Annotated in this window: 16 protein-coding genes; 10 read left to right on the top strand and 6 right to left on the bottom strand. The window is 30.9% G+C overall.

Annotated features, from left to right (window positions below; translation table 11 throughout):
* Window positions 1-17: 17 nt before the first annotated feature.
* Window positions 18-341: a single-stranded DNA-binding protein gene (locus ABD771_RS04805; RefSeq protein ID WP_344815910.1), complete on the bottom strand. Its 324-nt coding sequence runs from the start codon at window positions 339-341 to the stop codon at window positions 18-20.
* A 329-nt stretch (window positions 342-670) separates the two neighbouring features.
* Here ABD771_RS04805 and ABD771_RS04800 point away from each other — a divergent pair, with 329 nt between their 5' ends.
* From ABD771_RS04800 to ABD771_RS04780, 5 genes are all read left to right on the top strand, one after another.
* Window positions 671-1,450, top strand: coding sequence for a hypothetical protein (locus ABD771_RS04800; protein WP_345091393.1), 780 nt, complete (start codon window positions 671-673; stop codon window positions 1,448-1,450).
* 14 nt (window positions 1,451-1,464) lie between these two features.
* Window positions 1,465-1,815: a hypothetical protein gene (locus ABD771_RS04795; protein ID WP_345091390.1), complete on the top strand. Its 351-nt coding sequence runs from the start codon at window positions 1,465-1,467 to the stop codon at window positions 1,813-1,815.
* Between the two features lie 99 nt (window positions 1,816-1,914).
* Window positions 1,915-4,296 (top strand): M20/M25/M40 family metallo-hydrolase, encoded by a 2,382-nt coding sequence (locus ABD771_RS04790; RefSeq protein ID WP_345091387.1) that lies wholly within the window; start codon window positions 1,915-1,917, stop codon window positions 4,294-4,296.
* A gap of 50 nt (window positions 4,297-4,346) precedes the next feature.
* Entirely contained in the window at window positions 4,347-5,177 is an 831-nt protein-coding gene (locus ABD771_RS04785; protein WP_345091384.1) for an NAD(P)H-binding protein, read from the top strand.
* On the top strand, window positions 5,174-5,416 hold the full coding sequence (locus ABD771_RS04780; RefSeq protein WP_345091381.1) for a CBU_0592 family membrane protein: 243 nt from the start codon (window positions 5,174-5,176) through the stop codon (window positions 5,414-5,416). Before ABD771_RS04785 ends, ABD771_RS04780 begins: the two co-directional genes overlap by 4 nt.
* Here the strand turns inward: ABD771_RS04780 and ABD771_RS04775 are convergent.
* Window positions 5,406-6,131: a GLPGLI family protein gene (locus tag ABD771_RS04775; RefSeq protein WP_345091378.1), complete on the bottom strand. Its 726-nt coding sequence runs from the start codon at window positions 6,129-6,131 to the stop codon at window positions 5,406-5,408. The two genes, ABD771_RS04780 and ABD771_RS04775, sit on opposite strands and share 11 nt — an antisense overlap.
* A gap of 64 nt (window positions 6,132-6,195) precedes the next feature.
* A complete protein-coding gene (locus ABD771_RS04770; protein WP_345091375.1) occupies window positions 6,196-8,238 on the bottom strand; it encodes a M13 family metallopeptidase in 2,043 nt (680 codons plus the stop codon).
* 136 nt (window positions 8,239-8,374) lie between these two features.
* Here ABD771_RS04770 and ABD771_RS04765 point away from each other — a divergent pair, with 136 nt between their 5' ends.
* The 3 genes from ABD771_RS04765 to feoB all read left to right on the top strand — a co-directional run bounded on the left by ABD771_RS04765 (window position 8,375) and on the right by feoB (window position 11,540).
* Window positions 8,375-9,070 (top strand): SCO family protein, encoded by a 696-nt coding sequence (locus ABD771_RS04765; RefSeq protein WP_345091372.1) that lies wholly within the window; start codon window positions 8,375-8,377, stop codon window positions 9,068-9,070.
* A 128-nt stretch (window positions 9,071-9,198) separates the two neighbouring features.
* A complete protein-coding gene (locus ABD771_RS04760; RefSeq protein ID WP_345091368.1) occupies window positions 9,199-9,435 on the top strand; it encodes a FeoA family protein in 237 nt (78 codons plus the stop codon).
* Complete coding sequence (gene feoB, locus ABD771_RS04755) at window positions 9,435-11,540, top strand: ferrous iron transport protein B (protein WP_345091365.1); 2,106 nt, start codon at window positions 9,435-9,437, stop codon at window positions 11,538-11,540. Before ABD771_RS04760 ends, feoB begins: the two co-directional genes overlap by 1 nt.
* 118 nt (window positions 11,541-11,658) lie before the next feature.
* Here the strand turns inward: feoB and ABD771_RS04750 are convergent, their stop codons facing one another.
* From ABD771_RS04750 to ABD771_RS04740, 3 genes are read right to left on the bottom strand one after another with little or no spacing between them, the layout of a single operon-like run.
* Window positions 11,659-12,045, bottom strand: coding sequence for a hypothetical protein (locus ABD771_RS04750; RefSeq protein WP_345091362.1), 387 nt, complete (start codon window positions 12,043-12,045; stop codon window positions 11,659-11,661).
* Window positions 12,046-12,048: 3 nt separating this feature from the next.
* A complete protein-coding gene (locus ABD771_RS04745) occupies window positions 12,049-13,920 on the bottom strand; it encodes an Nramp family divalent metal transporter (RefSeq protein WP_345091360.1) in 1,872 nt (623 codons plus the stop codon).
* A gap of 3 nt (window positions 13,921-13,923) precedes the next feature.
* Window positions 13,924-14,577, bottom strand: a complete 654-nt coding sequence (locus tag ABD771_RS04740; RefSeq protein WP_345091357.1) for a metal-dependent transcriptional regulator — start codon at window positions 14,575-14,577, stop codon at window positions 13,924-13,926.
* A gap of 81 nt (window positions 14,578-14,658) precedes the next feature.
* Here ABD771_RS04740 and ABD771_RS04735 point away from each other — a divergent pair, with 81 nt between their 5' ends.
* Both ABD771_RS04735 and ABD771_RS04730 read left to right on the top strand, forming a co-directional pair.
* Complete coding sequence (locus ABD771_RS04735) at window positions 14,659-15,402, top strand: transporter (RefSeq protein WP_345091354.1); 744 nt, start codon at window positions 14,659-14,661, stop codon at window positions 15,400-15,402.
* Window positions 15,403-15,405: 3 nt separating this feature from the next.
* Window positions 15,406-16,545 carry a lycopene cyclase family protein gene (locus ABD771_RS04730; RefSeq protein ID WP_345091351.1) on the top strand — a complete coding sequence of 380 codons (1,140 nt, stop codon included), beginning with the start codon at window positions 15,406-15,408 and terminating at the stop codon, window positions 16,543-16,545.
* Window positions 16,546-16,705: the final 160 nt, after the last annotated feature.

The raw sequence follows: 16,705 nt of genomic DNA, 5'->3' as shown, positions 1-16,705 counted from the left end.
TGATTTGAAATTGTAAATTATTTGCTCATTAAAACAAGCTCGTTTACCATTACCTCTGTGATGTAACGCTTGTTTCCGTCTTTGTCATCATAACTTCTGTGAGTAAGTTTTCCCTCAATGGCGATTTCTTTTCCTTTAGTTACATACTTTTCGATAATGTCGGCTGTTTTTCCCCAAGCGCTTACTCGGTGCCATTCGGTGTTTTCAACTTTATCACCGTTTTCTTTGTAATAAACTTCATTAGTAGCGATGGTAAGGTTGGCTACTTTTTTTCCTCCTTCAAATGTTTTGATTTCTGGTTCTTGACCTACATGTCCGATTAATTGTACTTTGTTTCTCATGGCGTGTAAAATTTAAATTGTTATTATTAATATTATATTTTGTCATGTTTGAAATTTGAAATTGCTATTGAAATTGATTTTTGCAATTGTTGTTTCATTTCGACGATGCAAAGTTGTGGCGGCTTACAAACTTTATTCGGTTGATTACCATTTAAAATCGGTTGTAAATATTTGTAAACGTTTGTAAACGGAAATTTTTTATTATATTTGACTGATTTTAAAAAAATTGACAATTCATATTATATCAAATGAAAAAAGTATATTTTATTTTATTTATTTACCTTTTTATAGGAAATTCAATTTTATTATCTCAAAATCTTACTCAAATTGTGAAGAAAATAAGTGATATAAATGAATTGCAATACAATGAAAAACAATTCGGAGAGATATATGAAAATTGGGCAAACTTTGAAGAATTAAAAAAAATAGCAAATACAGACAAGTTTATTGAATTAATCGAAAATAAAAATCCTATAGTTAAAGCATACGCTTCATTTGGATTAGTTGATAATAACTATTCTAATATTCCATCAATTTATAGAAAATTTATAGAAAATGACTCAATTGTAGAAACTGCCGATGGAAGTTGTACAGCTGGTCCTGCAAAAATTTCTCATGAACTTTATTTTTACTATTTAAGAAAATTAAAGGATGAAGAAATATGTTGTGACACAGTTTTGTTTCAAATAGATAGCTTAACAATATATAACAAATCATTAGAAAATTTTAACATCTATGATGGAAATGGATTTATTATTAGTAAAGTTTTAACCAATCGCGTATTTCCAAATACATTTAATAAACGGATAGCTTATTTAGCCTTTGAAAAAAATAATGATTATGCTATTGATTATTTATCAAATTGGCACAAAGCTGAATTCAAAAAAGAATTAATTGAAGTATTCCTCAAAAAATTTAAAAAACTGGATTATGAATCAAATGAATTTTTTGATTTTTTCGAAATTACAGAACAATTGCTAAAGTTTTCTAATAAAGATATAAATAATGAAATTGTTGAAATATTAAAAAAGAATGAAAATTGGGTTAAAGACAAAAGACAATTTATAAATTTATTTAATAAATATGGTATTTATGATTTTGGATTTTAAAAACATTTAAAAATATGAGTAAAAACTGTTTAGAATGTAACGAAAAAATTGTTGGTCGCGAGGACAAAAAGTTCTGTAGCGATGGTTGCCGAAATGCGTACAACAACAAAATTAACAAAGACAGCAACAATTACATGCGCAATGTAAACAACAAATTGCGCAAAAATTACCGCATCTTAAGTGAAGCTAATACGGAAGGAAAATCGAAAATAACGAAGACCAAATTGTTGAGTAAAGGATTTGACTTTGATTATTTTACGAATATTTTAAACACCAATACAGGAAACACCTATTACTTTGTGTACGATCAAGGTTATCGTTTCTTGGAAAATGATTTTTATATGTTGGTGAATAAGGAATATTAGAAAGTACGAAGTACGAAATACGAAATACAAAGTACGAAATTATTGAAGTTATAAAAATAATAAAGTATCTAAAAAGATACAGAAACAAGTTCAGTATAAATGAAAAAAAACTACTCTTCCCTATATTCCATGTTGGTGCTTGTGGCGCTATTGTTTGGCATTTTTTATTTTATGATGCCTCAAAGTTATGACACAACAGAAGCGCCACTTTCGGAATTTTCGACCAAACGAGCTTTGGCAAAAGTGAAAGAAATGACTACAAAACCACATTATGTGGGTTCTCAAAATCACGAAGTGGTTGCACAATATTTGGTAAAAGAATTGCAAAATTTAGGTTTACAAACGTCACTTCAAGAAGGTTTTACGATGACTGAAAAGGGCACTTTGGTAAAATCTAAAAATGTATTGGCAAGGATAAAAGGCACTTCTAATACAAAAGCATTGTTGCTGCTTTCTCATTATGATTCAGCGCCACATTCTTATTCTCACGGAGCAAGTGACGATGCTTCTGGTGTGGCAACAATTATTGAAAGTGTTCGAGCTTTTTTACACACAAAAACAAAACATAAGAACGACATCATAATTCTTTTTTCTGACGCAGAAGAATTGGGATTGAATGGCGCAGCACTTTTTGTAACGCAACACCAATGGGCAAAAGAAGTAGGTTTAGTTCTAAATTTTGAAGCTCGTGGCAGTGGCGGACCAAGTTATATGCTGATGGAAACCAACGAAGGTAATGCTAAAATGGTTGATGGTTTCTCTGATGGAAAATTACGCTATCCGGTTTCGAATTCGTTGATGTATAGCATTTATAAAATGTTGCCTAATGATACCGATTTAACGGTTTTTAGAGAAAGTGGTAAAATTCAAGGATTCAATTTTGCCTTTATTGACGATCATTTTGATTATCATACTTCGCAAGATAAATACGAACATTTAGATCCAAAAACCTTGGCGCATCAAGGAACGTATTTGTTTCCGTTGTTGCAACATTTCTCAAATTCTGATTTGTCTAATTTGAATTCTGATAAAGATAAAGTTTATTTTTCTATTCCGTTTTCATTTGTAAGTTATCCTTTTGAATGGATTTTACCAATGCTAATTATTGCTTTCGGACTATTTTTAATCTTCATTTTCATAGGATTAGGAAAACAAATTTTACGTCTAGAAGAGATTATAAGAGGATTTGTTCCACTATTAGGTTCTTTAATTGTTAGTGGTGGAATTACTTTTTTGGGATGGCGAATTTTGCTTGCCATTTACCCACAATACAATGATATTCTCCACGGATTTACCTACAACGGTCACGATTACATCTACGGATTTGTGTGTTTGACGTTGGCAATTTGCTTTTTATTTTATGGGAAAACGGCAAAAAAATATTTGGAAATGAATCAGATGATTGCTCCATTATTTATTTGGTTATTATTAAATATTGGAATCTTCTTAAAACTTCAAGGCGCAGGATTTTTAATAATTCCGGTAATTTCTAGCACATTTATGTTGGGTTATTATGTAGTTACTCAAAAAACAAATTCGTTACTAAATCTGATTTTGGCACTTCCAACTTTGATAATTTTGGCGCCGTTTATTCAAATGTTTCCTATTGGTTTGGGATTGAAAATACTGGTTGGAAGTTCGGTTTTAACGGTTTTGAGTTTTGTTTTATTATTGCCAATTTTTGGTTCGTTTACACAAAAGAAACTCTGGGCAACTTTATTCTTTTTATTAGCCATTGGGTTGTTTATAAAAGCGCATCAATCGAGTGGTTATACTTATGGAAAAGCAAAACCTAATAGTTTGGTTTATGTTTTAAATGCTGATTCAAATAAAGCAAATTGGGCAACTTACGACACCAATTTAGATGAATGGACTAAAGGTTATTTGGGCGAAAATCCGAAAGATGCAAAATCATTAAATACTAATAAATTGTATAGCAAATATGGTTCAGAATTTACTTTTATGAATGATGCACCGTTGAAAAATATTGCAAATCCAACTATTGAATTCCTGAAAGATTCTGTAATAGGAACGAAACGTTATTTGAAAATTAAGCTTTCGCCAAATAGAAAAGTAAATCGTTACGACATTTTCTCCAATACAAAAATCAATAATCTGAAAGCTAATAGAGTGAAATCAATTGATTTGAAAAGTAAAATTTCGGGTAAAATAAGTAATAAGATTTTGAGTTATTATGTGGTTGATAATTTGCCTTTAGAATTAGAATTTTCGATTTCGAATAGTGATAAATTGAATATGAATTTTGTAGAAAGTTCTTTCGATTTGATGACCAATCCATCATTTAGCATGGCAAAAAGACGTGATTGGATGATACCAACGCCATTTGTTTTGACCGATGCTATAATTGTAAAAGGAAAAGTAAAAGCGAGTCCAATTTTAGAAGACAATCCGAAACCTTTGCCTAAACGTGTTTATCGAAATATTGCAGTTGATAGCTTGAAACAATCTGCTACAGAATAAATTTTCACTGATAAAAACTTTGTGCCTTTGTGCCTTTGCGGCAAATAATTATGAAACAAATTAGTATTTTAGGTTGTGGTTGGTTGGGATTACCATTGGCAAAATCAATGTTGGAAAAAGGATTTTCAATAAATGGTTCTACAACATCTGTAGAAAAAATTACTATTTTAGAAAAAGCTGGAATTTCAGCTTTTCAAATTAATTTATTTGAAGATAGAATTGAAGGAAATCTAGATTTATTTTTATCAAATTCAGATGTTCTAATTATAGATATTCCTCCAAAATTGAGAGGAAACTCCTCAGAAAATTTCGTTGCTAAAATTCAAAATATAATTTCGTTTATTGAAAAATCATCGGTTGAAAAAGTGATTTTTGTGAGTTCAACTTCGGTTTATTCAGATGATAATTCGATAATTACAGAAGAAACGATTCCAAATCCTGATACCGAAAGCGGAAGGCAATTGCTAGAAGCCGAACATCTTTTAAGAAGCAATAAAAATTTTCAAACTACAATTTTACGTTTTGGCGGATTGATTGGTGAGGACAGACATCCAATTAAATTTTTGGCTGGAAGAAAAAATATCGAAAATCCGGAAAGTACGATAAACCTTATTCATCAAATAGATTGCATTGGAATTATCGAAGAAATTATTGAAAAAGGACTTCGACAAGCTCAGTCTGAAAATTGGGATTGGAATGAAGTCTTTAATGCAGTTGCGCCATTTCATCCAACTCGAAAAGACTATTATACTCAAAAAGCAATTGAACTTGATTTATCTTTACTAGAATTTGACGAAAGTAGAATTTCTATTGGGAAAACGATTTTGAGTGAGAAAGTTGCATCTGTTTTGAATTATGAATTTAAAAAGAAAACCTTATGAACTCCAATGATTTAATAGGAACTATTGGCGTTGGAATAATTCTTCTCGCCTATTTTTTAAACATGTTTTCATTGATCCCAAACAATGGAAAGTTATTTTATTTACTTAATATTATTGGTGCAAGTATTGCTTGTTTTGCTTCTTATCTTATTAACTATATTCCGTTTGTAATTCTTGAAGGAACTTGGGCTTTGGTTAGTGTTGTTGGCTTGGTTAAAAGTTGTAAATCTAATACTTAGTTGTAGGAAACCCTCTTTCCTCTGCCAATCTATTCATTTCAATTAAAAACTCTTCTTCTGTAACCACTTTTCCTTTTGTTGGCTTCTCTAAAATAAACATTGGCATTTTTTCTGGAGAAAGAATTTCGGTACAATAATATTTTCTTTTTTTATCGGTTAATTCTAAAATTAATCCATCTAATCCGCCAAAATCTTGTGGCCCAACTTGATATTTTAATTCTGGTGCATACCAAGCAATGGTATAAAATGTTTTGTCCTTGCCTTTAATTATTTTTACCTCTTTTGAAACTGCTTTATAACAAGTGTAACCTAATATTTCTTTAGTTTCGTTTGATAATTCCCATTTAAAGTCTTTTTGTTTTTTATTGACTATAAAATAATTATCCAAAAATATCTTTTGCTCAATATAGTTATTAGTTAAACCATCAAAAAAATAATTACTGTCGCCACCCAAAGCTTTTCCCATATGAGCTTCAGAAAAGGACATTTTATCATGTAAAAACCACAATGATTCCTTTCCCTTAATTCTTAATGAATAAGTTAAATCTTCTAATTGTTGGTCCATTTTAAGAAGATATTCTTTAATTAATTTCGAATTTTCATCTGTTGGATCATACATAGATTCTGAACTTGTAACTTTGTAAACAAACTCCATTTTTTCTTGAGAAAACCCAAAAAAACTAAACAATAAAACCAATACTACTATTTTTTTCATTTTAAAAACCTTTGTGGTTAAACGATAAAAGGCACAATTTCTTGTGCCTTTTAATTATTTTATTCTACCAAATCTTAACTCGATTCTCAGGCTTAACATATAATTTATCTGTTTCTTTAATATCGAATGCTTTATAAAATTCATCAACATTTACTAAAGGAACATAAGCACGATATTGTCCTGGCGAATGTGGATCGGTTTTAACTTGATTTTTAATGGCTTCATCACGCATTTTACTTCTCCAAATCGTTGCCCATGAAATGAATAAACGTTGTTCTGGTGTGTATCCGTCAATTAATCCTGGATTTCCATTTTGTTTTAAATGTATTTGTAAACCATCATAAGCAGCGTTAATTCCTCCCAAATCACCAATATTTTCTCCAAGAGTAAATTTTCCATCCACAAAAGTTCCAGGTAATGGTTGTAATGCGCTATATTGAGCTGCCAATGCACCACCAAGTCCTGTAAATTGTTTTAAATCGTCTTCTGTCCACCAATTTACAAGGTTTCCATCGGCATTGTATCTTGAACCTGAATCATCAAATCCATGAGAAATTTCATGACCAATCACTGCTCCAATTCCACCATAATTTACAGCTTCATCAGCTTTATAGTCATAAAATGGTGGTTGCAAAATTGCTGCAGGAAACACAATTTCATTGTATGATGCATTATAATAAGCATTTACCGTTTGCGGCGACATTCCCCAACGAGTTTTATCCACTGGTTTTTGTAAATCGGCAATATTTTCTGCAAAACCCCATTTTGAAACACTTTTCATATTGTCATAATAGTTTCCGCCTTCTTCAATACTTTTGATTTCTAATTTGGAGTAATCCTTCCATTTATCTGGATAACCAATTTTTACAACAGATTTTCTCAATTTATTGATTGCTCCTTTTCTAGTTTCAGGTGTCATCCATGATAAATTATTGATTCTATTTTCAAAAGCTAAGAAAATATTATCAATCATTTTTCTTGCTTTTTCTTTAGCTTCAGCTGGGAATTTTTGTTCAACATACAATTTTCCTAAAGCCTCACCAACCGTTCCGTTTACAACTTGCAAAGCCCTTTCTTCTCTAGGTCGTTGTGCTTTTGCGCCTTGTAATGCTTTACTATAAAACTCCCAATTTGCCTTTTCTAAATCGGTAGTTAAAACATCTGAAGATTTATTTAGTAATGACCAACGTAAATAAGCTTTCCATTCGTCAACTTTATTTTCTTTAAAAATAGTTTCAAGAGCTGTCATGTATTTTGGTTGTGATACAATAATCGAATCCAATTTTGAAATTCCAACACCTTTAATATAATTATCCCAATTTACAGATGGTGTTAATTTTTGTAAATCAGCAACCGACATTGGATTATAAGTCTTTCTTCTATCTCTTCGTTCTACTCTGTCTAATCTTGGTGTAGCCATTGCCGTTTCAATAGCTAAAACTTTTTTAGCGTTTGCTAAAGCTACTTCTGGTTTATCGCCAATAAGTTGAAGCATTCTTGCAACGTGAGCAACATATTTTTCTCGTTTTTCTTTAGAATCAGCATCTTCAGAAACATAGTAATCTCTGTCTGGTAAACCCAAACTCCCTAACCCGATATTTACAAAATTTCTGTTACTGTTTTTTGCATCTGGACTAACTCCAATTCCATAAAAACCTAAACCACCTTGAGGTTGCATTTCAATAATTAACTTATTTAAATCGGCAATAGATTTTACAGCATCAATTTTAGTCAAAATTGGTTTTATCGGTTTTATTCCAAGTTTATTTCTTGAAATAGTATCCATATATGTTCTGTAAACATTAACTGCTTTTGCTTGATCTGATTTTGGATCTAATTTTTTAGAAGCAGCATCTTTTAAAATTGCCAAAGCATCCTTATCAGTATTCTGACGCAATTCGTCAAAGCTTCCCCAACGAGTTCTATCGGCAGGAATTTCAGTTTTATCAAACCATGAACCATTTACATATCTGAAAAAATCGTCTCCAGGTTTTACTGACTTATCCATTAAATCAAGATTGATTCCTGGATTTTTTTGCTGAGCATTGATTTGATTTAGCGCAAACAAACTTGCTACAACAAAACCATATTTAATTGTATTTTTCATTTTTAATTTGATTGTTTCCACAAATCTATTCATTTTTTCATTAATCAAATGTTAAAAATCACTTAATCACAATCATATAAGCTAACTATATTTGATGTAAACAAAAGTTGTTTCGTAATTTCGCAAAAAAATAAGTATGCTTTCCAAATTAAAACAATATAGAATTTTCATTGGCTTTTTTGTGATATTTTCAATCATTACAATTAGTGCTTTTTATACCGTTTTAAAACCTAAACCTAAACTTCCTATATTCAATCCAAGTGATGTTAATCCTGAATTAGTGGATTCTACAATACAATATGTTGCCTTAGATCACGAAATTGCTGATTTTAAATTTACCAATCAAAACGGCAAAGTTGTTACCCAAAAAGAGTACGAAGGTAAAATTTATGTAGCAGATTTTTTCTTTACCACTTGTCCGACAATTTGTCCTAAAATGACCAATAATATGGTTTGGTTACAAAATCAAATCAAAAATAATCCTAAAGTGATGCTCTTGTCACATTCGGTTACACCAGATATTGACAGTGTTCCTGTTTTGAAAAAATATGCTCTAGAAAAAGGTGTGATTGATAGCAAATGGAACTTAGTTACAGGAGATAAAAAAGATATCTATTACATTGCAAGAAAATCATATTTAGCTGTAAAAACTGGAAAGCCAGAGGAAATGTATGATATGGTTCATACAGAAAATTTTGTATTAATCGATTCAAAAAGAAGAGTTCGCGGATTTTATGACGGAACCAATCTTGAAGGACCAACAGAGCCAGGAATTAAAAATGTAAAACAACTTTTGGAAGACATCAACATACTTTGTGATGAAGAAAAGTAGTTAAATCTGAAACCTAACTCATAATTATATCGTAAACAAGGTTAAATAAAATCTTAAACTTGACAATAATCATGTTTTTTACGTTTCAAATTCTTATTTTTGTATTTTAATTCAATCTAAATAAAGCTTTGGAAACCACTATTGCTCATCTTAAAATTGGTCAAAAAGGAATCATATCCGATTTTAATATCGATGAAATTCCTTTGAAACTCCTAGAAATGGGATGTCTTCCTGGCAATACTGTTGAGTTAATTCAAATCGCACCTTTTGGTTGTCCTCTATATTTTAATGTCAATGACTCTCATGTGGCTATTAGATTGGAAACTGCAAAAGAAATTAATGTGGTCATTGAATCTAAAAATTAATGGCACAAGAAAACATCAAAGTAGCTTTAATTGGTAATCCAAATACTGGTAAAACATCTGTTTTTAATCAGCTAACCGGCTTGCACCAACAAGTTGGAAATTATCCTGGAATTACTGTTGAAAAGAAAATTGGAACGTGTAAACTTTCCGAAAACACAAGAGCTACAATTCTAGATTTACCCGGAACGTATAGTTTAAACGCAAGTTCAATTGACGAAAATGTCGTGATTGAGTTGTTGATGAATAAAAAAGACGAGAACTTTCCTGATGTTGTTGTTGTTGTAACTGAAGTTGAAAATTTAAAACGAAATTTGCTTCTTTTTACTCAAATAAAAGATTTAGAAATTCCAACGATTTTGGTCATCAACATGAGTGATCGAATGAAATTAAAAGGAATTGAATTAGATATTCCTCATTTAGAACAAGAATTAAAAACTAAAATTGCTCTAGTTAGTTCTAGAAAAAATTTAGGAATTGATAAAATCAAAGATTTAATTCTTAATTATAAATCACTTTCAACCGAGCCTTGTTTAAATGCTTCAAGTATTGATGTTGAATATTTTGATAAATTAAGAAAAGCTTTCCCAAATCAACTCGTTTACAAGCTTTGGTTGGTAATTACTCAAGATGTAAATTTCTTGAATTTAGAACGAAACGAAATGAAAAGTTCGTTTACAAAATCGCATGCCGATTTAAAACGATTGCAACAAAAAGAAACCATAAAACGGTACCAATTTATAAACGATACTTTAAAAATTGGACAAACCATTGACGATTCAAAAGCGTCAGACATCAGAGCTAAACTAGACAGAGTTTTAACCCACAAAGTTTTTGGTTATGTGATTTTCTTTGTCATTTTATTTGGAATTTTTCAATCCATTTTTGATTGGTCGAGTATTCCAATGGATTTTATTGATAGTTCATTTGCCAACTTGGCGTCTTATTCTAAAACACATCTTCCAGCAGGAGAGTTTACAGATTTAATTAGTGAAGGAATCATTCCAGGAATTGGCGGAATTTTAATATTCATTCCACAAATTGCATTTTTATTCCTGTTTATTTCTGTTCTTGAAGAAAGTGGTTACATGAGTCGTGTGGTTTTTTTAATGGATAAATTAATGCGCAGATATGGCTTGTCTGGTAAAAGTATTGTGCCATTAATTTCTGGAACCGCATGTGCAATTCCTGCCATTATGGGTGCACGAAATATTGAAAACTGGAAGGAACGACTAATCACAATTTTAGTTACTCCATTTATAACTTGTTCTGCAAGATTGCCTGTTTATGCCATCTTAATTGCATTAATCATTCCTGAAGGACGCATTTTAGGATTCATAAGTTTACAAGGTTTGACCTTAATGATTTTATATCTTTTGGGTTTTTTTGTTGCTATATTTTCTGCTTATATTTTGAATAAAATTTTAAAAATTAGTTCAAAATCCTACTTTGTAGTTGAAATGCCAAGTTATAAAATTCCGTTATTTAAAAATGTAGCTATTAATGTTTTAGAAAAAACCAAAGCGTTTGTTTTTGGAGCTGGAAAAATCATTTTAGCAATCTCAATTATTCTTTGGTTTTTAGGTTCTCATGGACCAGATAAAGATTTTAAAAATGCTCAAAAAATAATCGAAAACGAAGTTTATTCAAGTAAAACTCCAATAAATGCTTCTGTAATTCCTGATAGAGTTTCTGAATATAAATTAGAACATTCTTACATTGGAATAATCGGAAAATCAATCGAACCAGTAATAAAACCTTTAGGCTATGATTGGAAAATTGGAATTGCTGTGGTAAGTTCTTTTGCGGCTAGAGAAGTTTTTGTTGGAACACTTGCCACAATATATAGTGTTGGAAGTCACAGTGATGAAGAAGCCACTATAAAAAACCGAATGGAAGCCGAAATTAAACCCGATGGAACAAAGATTTTCAACTTTGCCACCGGAATTTCATTACTTCTTTTTTACGCTTTTGCAATGCAATGTGTGAGTACTTTAGCTATTGTGAAAAAAGAAACTAACTCTTGGAAGTGGCCAATAATTCAATTGGTTTTCATGAGTGGATTTGCCTATGTAACGGCATTAATTGCCTATCAATTACTTAAATAATGGTACAAGAAATTCTAACTTATATTGCCTTAGCTGTTGCTGTACTTTTTTTATATCAAAAGTTTTTTGGGAAAAAGAAACCTAAAAAAAATTGTGGTGATGACGACTGCGGTTGTAGTTAATTTTCAAAAACAACATTAATATACTGCTTTTCAGGTTTTACAACAACGCCTTCTTTTTTAGTAGGCAAAACTCCAAGCGATTTAATTTTTCCAGAATAATAAGTTGAAAACCATTGAATATTTTCTTCTCTATTTTTCGAATTGAGAGTCAGCGTCTTTTCTTCTACAAATTTCTTGTCTTTGTAAACTTCAACAATTACCGAAACTTCTCCAGCCCAAACACAATTAGTGCCTTCTGGACAACGAGAATCATTGAAAACACTTTTCAGTTTTAAATGATATCCTTTTTTAGGAATACATTTTTTAGGTGTGATTTTAATTTCTGATTGCGCAAAAAACGAGATACTAAATAATAATGTTAAAAGTAAAAAGAGCTTTTTCATTGTTTAATTTTTTACAATAAATAAAGGTATTGAAATTTTATGACGTAGCTTATCAACTGTGGTGCCAAATAAAATATCTTTAAATCCAGTATGTCCATGCGTTCCCATTACTAAAATATCAAAGTTTCCCTCATTTACAATTTCTGGAATTACTTTGTTGGGCTTTCCAAAACCTAATTTTGTCTGTACTTTAAATCCTTTTCCTGTCAACATTACTTCATATTCTTTTAGTAATTTTTCATCAATTAAGGTTTCGTGATCTTCAATATTTTCTCCATACATTATTGCTCCAACGGTTTCTACAACGTGAATCAAAGTATAATTTGCTTGACTTCCACCCAATTCGAAAGCTGAATTTATAGCGATTTCATCAGCATCAGAAAAATCTACCGAAACAGCTATATTCTTTTTATCATATGTTTCCGATTGAGAAAAATTTAGTTTCAAATTGTGTGGCGAATGATTATCGATGTTGTGTTTTACCTTAGTTACGAAAGGTTTGAAAACTATGTAAAGCAGCAAAAATAAAAATCCGAAAGCCAATGGAACAACTGTAAACCAAAGGATTATTGGATTCTCAGAAGTTTCTAACCAACCTTGAATTTCGTTATAAACCAATTTTGCATTCAATGAAACAATAATTGATGCGATAATCCATGAAGCAACTTGAGTCGTTCTACTAATGTGAAATCCCTTCATTTTAGACTTATCGGAAACAAAATGTATCAATGGAATAATGGCAAAACCAAGTTGCAAACTCAAAATTACCTGACTCAAAATCAGCATTTTTCCAGTTACACTTTCACCAAATATAGAAATCACAATTACCGCCGGAACGATTGCAATTAAACGAGTTATAATACGTCGAACCCAAGGCTGAATTCGTAAATTTAGATAACCTTCCATGATAATTTGCCCAGCCAAAGTTCCTGTAATTGTAGAACTTTGTCCTGCTGCAATTAATGCAACAGCAAATAAAATTGGAGCCCATTGTGTTCCCAACATGGGTTCTAAAAGTCGATGTGCGTCTTGAATCTCGGCAACTTCAAAAAATCCGTTTTTGTGAAATGTTGCTGCCGCCAATATTAAAATCGCTGCATTTACAAAAAACGCCAAGTTCAATGCAATGGTAGAATCTATAAAATTATATTTCAATGCTTGCTTGATTCCTTCTTTACTTCGGTCGAATTTTCGAGTTTGAACCAACGATGAATGCAAGTATAAATTATGTGGCATTACAGTCGCACCAATAATTCCGATGGCGATGTAAAGTGCAGCTTCACTAGGAATAGTCGGAATTAATCCTGTTAACACTTTTCCAACTTCTGGTTGTGCAAAAATCATTTCAAATACAAATGAAAATCCAATAATTGCGACCAATGCAATGATGAAGGCTTCCATTTTTCGCATTCCTTTATTGATAAGAAAAAGCAATAGAAATGTGTCTAAAACAGTAATCATTACACCTTGAATTAAGGAAATGTCAAACAACAAATTCAGTCCGATTGCCATACCTAGAACTTCGGCTAAATCACATGCTGCAATTGCAATTTCGGCTAAGAAATACAAAATATAATTGATGGGTTTCGAATAGGTTTCTCGTGAAGCTTGCGCCAAATCACGTTGCGTAACAATTCCTAATCGGGCGCTCAAACTTTGCAAAAGCAACGCCATGATGTTACTCATCAACAAAACCCAAAGTAGCGAATAACCAAACTGGCTTCCACCGGCTAAATCGGTTGCCCAATTTCCCGGATCCATATAACCTACAGAAATTAAATAAGCCGGACCAAAAAACGCTAATACTTTTCTAAATGTCGACGTTTTTCCTTGTGTAGAAATTGATTCATGAACTTCTTCTAATGATTTACTCATAATTTATTGCACTTTTATAAATAAATTTTCTGCTATTTTATTGGAAATTGAAATGGTATTCGAATTTAAAATTATCGTTAAGGAAGAATCAAATTCTTCTCTCGAAATAACTTTGATAGTCGAGCCCAGTGAAATATTTTGTTTGTCTAAATATTGTAGAAATTCTACCGACGAATTTTTTACGCCAACACACACATAATCGGTATTTAAAATTGCTTCCGACAATAAAAATTTATCAATTTTAACCAATTCACCTTTAGCATTCGGAATTGGATCTCCATGAGGGTCGAAGGATGGAAAACTAAGAAATTCATCCAACTTGTTAATCAACTTTTCCGATTTTATATGTTCTAGCTCTTCTGCAATTTCGTGTACTTCATCCCATGAAAAATTAAGTTTGTCTACCAAAAAAACTTCCCACAAACGGTGTTTTCTTACAATCATTTTTGCCGAATGAAAACCTTTTTCTGTCAAGGTAACACCTTGATATTTTTGATAGGAAACCAACTCTTTTTCGGATAATTTCTTTAACATATCAGTAACCGACGAAGCTTTTGTATCCAACATTCCGGCAATGGCATTGGTGTTTACACCTTTTGGAGAAACCAACGATAAATGATAGATAACTTTGATATAATTTTCTTCTGAAATGGTCATTTTGAATCAATATTTTGACAAATATAATATTTTTTTCAATTTGTTTTAAAATAATTTTTAGTTTTGTCTAAAAATAAATTTATGAAAACTAAAATTTTATCTTTAATATTAATCGTCTCAACTTCAATTTATTCTCAAACGACAGAACCAATTCAAGCTGATAGACCAGATCAAACCGAAACTCCAGCAATTGTTCCAAAAGGAATGTTTCAAGTAGAAACTGGATTTACTTTTCAGAAAAATGATGCGTTTAGTAAGACGTTTAGTTTGCCTTCCATTCTTTGGAAATATGGTGTGAATGAAAATTTTGAGTTGCGATTGATAACCGAATTTTTATCAGAAGAAATAAACAATGAAAAATTCAGTGGATCATCGCCTATTTATGTTGGTTTCAAAGTGAAATTGGCTGAAGAAAAAGGTATAATTCCTAAAACATCATTTATTGCTCATATTGGATTGCCGAATGCCGCTTCATCGAGATACAAAACCGATTATTTTGCACCAGAATTTCGATTTGCGATGCAACATACATTGTCAGAAAAATTCAGTTTGAGTTATAATTTAGGTTCAGAATGGGATGGGTTTTCAGCAGAACCAACATTTTTATATACCTTAACAACTGGTTATGCAATCACTCCAAAAATTGGTTCATATATTGAATTATTTGGTTTTGCACCACAAAATGACAAGGCAAATCACAATTTCGATGGCGGAATCACCTATTTGATAAACAACAATTTTATGGTAGATTTGTCTTCTAGTATTGGAATTACCGATAACGCGCCAGATCATTATATTGCGTTCGGATTTTCGTTCAGGATATAACATATGAAACACTATCATTACATTTTTACAGGTTCAGGATTATCGGCGTTGATGACCGTTTATGAAATGATTTTATCTGGAAAATTTAATGATAAAACTATTTTGTTATTGGATGAAAATCCTAAAAAAAGTAACGATAGAACTTGGTGTTTTTGGGATAATTCTACTCAATTTGATGAAATTGTATCCAAAAAATGGAATGTTGCACTTTTTGCAGATGAAAACTTCCGAAGAAATTTAGATTTGAATCCGTATCAATATAAAATGGTTCGTGGATTGGATTTTTACAATCTTATTTTCGATTTAATTTCAAGACAAGAAAATATTCATTTTGTAAATCAAAAAGTTATAGATTTTGAGGAACTCGGGAATCATTGTATTGTTAAAACGGAAAGTCAAAACTATACTTGTAATAAGATTTTCAATTCTATATACAACCCAAATATTGTTAAAAGTCAATCGAAATATCCTTTATTACAGCAACATTTTATTGGTTGGTTTATAAAATCGAAGGAAGAAGTATTTGATAAAAATACGGCAACTTTCATGGATTTTTCTGTCGAACAAAGAGGAAATACTCGTTTTATGTACGTTCTTCCAACTTCTTCAACCGAAGCTTTAATAGAATATACTTTGTTTTCTAAAGACTTACTTTCTAAAGAAGAATACGAAAACGAAATTCAAAAGTACATTCAAAAGTTAGGAATTACTGATTATGAAATCGTCGAAAAAGAACAAGGAAATATTCCGATGACGAGTTATAAATTTTGGAAACACAACACCAAAAACATTCTGCATATTGGTTCTGTTGGCGGATGGACAAAAGCAAGTACAGGTTATACTTTTAAAAATACTACCAAAAAATCGAAAGCATTAATTCAGTTTTTATCCAACGAATCTGACTTCAGAAAATTTCATAAAATGGATAAATTTTGGTTCTATGATTTGTTATTTTTAGATGTTTTATTCAGACGAAATGATTTGGGCTCTAAAGTATTTTCATCTCTATTCAAAAAAGGAAATCCAACTTTAATTTTCAAATTCTTAGACGAAGAAACTTCTTTTTGGGAAGATTTACAGGTAATTTGGAAATGCCCAAAAGGATTGTTTGTTAATGCGCTGTTAATGAGGGTTTTTAAATAATCATCTTTTCTATCTTTATCAAAATTTATAAAGATGAAGAAAATTATTTTATTAGTTAACGTGAGTTCGACATAAAATTATTGAAAAAGAATTAATTGTTTAGTATCTACAAAGTTGTTTTTTAAAGATGGTTTTTTCTCAGCAAAATTGTAAGCAATCA

This window comes from Flavobacterium chungnamense (assembly GCF_039539165.1).
GTDB lineage: Bacteria > Bacteroidota > Bacteroidia > Flavobacteriales > Flavobacteriaceae > Flavobacterium > Flavobacterium chungnamense.
This window is presented reverse-complemented; position numbering and strand designations above follow the sequence as displayed.

Excerpts from the sequence above, each read along its gene's own strand:
- ABD771_RS04805 (WP_344815910.1), bottom strand. The coding sequence starts at position 341 with ATGAGAAACAAAGTACAATTAATCGGACATGTAGGTCAAGAACCAGAA.
- ABD771_RS04795 (WP_345091390.1), top strand. The coding sequence starts at position 1,465 with ATGAGTAAAAACTGTTTAGAATGTAACGAAAAAATTGTTGGTCGCGAG.
- ABD771_RS04790 (WP_345091387.1), top strand. The coding sequence starts at position 1,915 with ATGAAAAAAAACTACTCTTCCCTATATTCCATGTTGGTGCTTGTGGCG.
- ABD771_RS04785 (WP_345091384.1), top strand. The coding sequence starts at position 4,347 with ATGAAACAAATTAGTATTTTAGGTTGTGGTTGGTTGGGATTACCATTG.
- ABD771_RS04780 (WP_345091381.1), top strand. The coding sequence starts at position 5,174 with ATGAACTCCAATGATTTAATAGGAACTATTGGCGTTGGAATAATTCTT.
- ABD771_RS04775 (WP_345091378.1), bottom strand. The coding sequence starts at position 6,131 with ATGAAAAAAATAGTAGTATTGGTTTTATTGTTTAGTTTTTTTGGGTTT.
- ABD771_RS04770 (WP_345091375.1), bottom strand. The coding sequence starts at position 8,238 with ATGAAAAATACAATTAAATATGGTTTTGTTGTAGCAAGTTTGTTTGCG.
- ABD771_RS04765 (WP_345091372.1), top strand. The coding sequence starts at position 8,375 with ATGCTTTCCAAATTAAAACAATATAGAATTTTCATTGGCTTTTTTGTG.
- feoB (WP_345091365.1), top strand. The coding sequence starts at position 9,435 with ATGGCACAAGAAAACATCAAAGTAGCTTTAATTGGTAATCCAAATACT.
- ABD771_RS04750 (WP_345091362.1), bottom strand. The coding sequence starts at position 12,045 with ATGAAAAAGCTCTTTTTACTTTTAACATTATTATTTAGTATCTCGTTT.
- ABD771_RS04745 (WP_345091360.1), bottom strand. The coding sequence starts at position 13,920 with ATGAGTAAATCATTAGAAGAAGTTCATGAATCAATTTCTACACAAGGA.
- ABD771_RS04740 (WP_345091357.1), bottom strand. The coding sequence starts at position 14,577 with ATGACCATTTCAGAAGAAAATTATATCAAAGTTATCTATCATTTATCG.
- ABD771_RS04735 (WP_345091354.1), top strand. The coding sequence starts at position 14,659 with ATGAAAACTAAAATTTTATCTTTAATATTAATCGTCTCAACTTCAATT.
- ABD771_RS04730 (WP_345091351.1), top strand. The coding sequence starts at position 15,406 with ATGAAACACTATCATTACATTTTTACAGGTTCAGGATTATCGGCGTTG.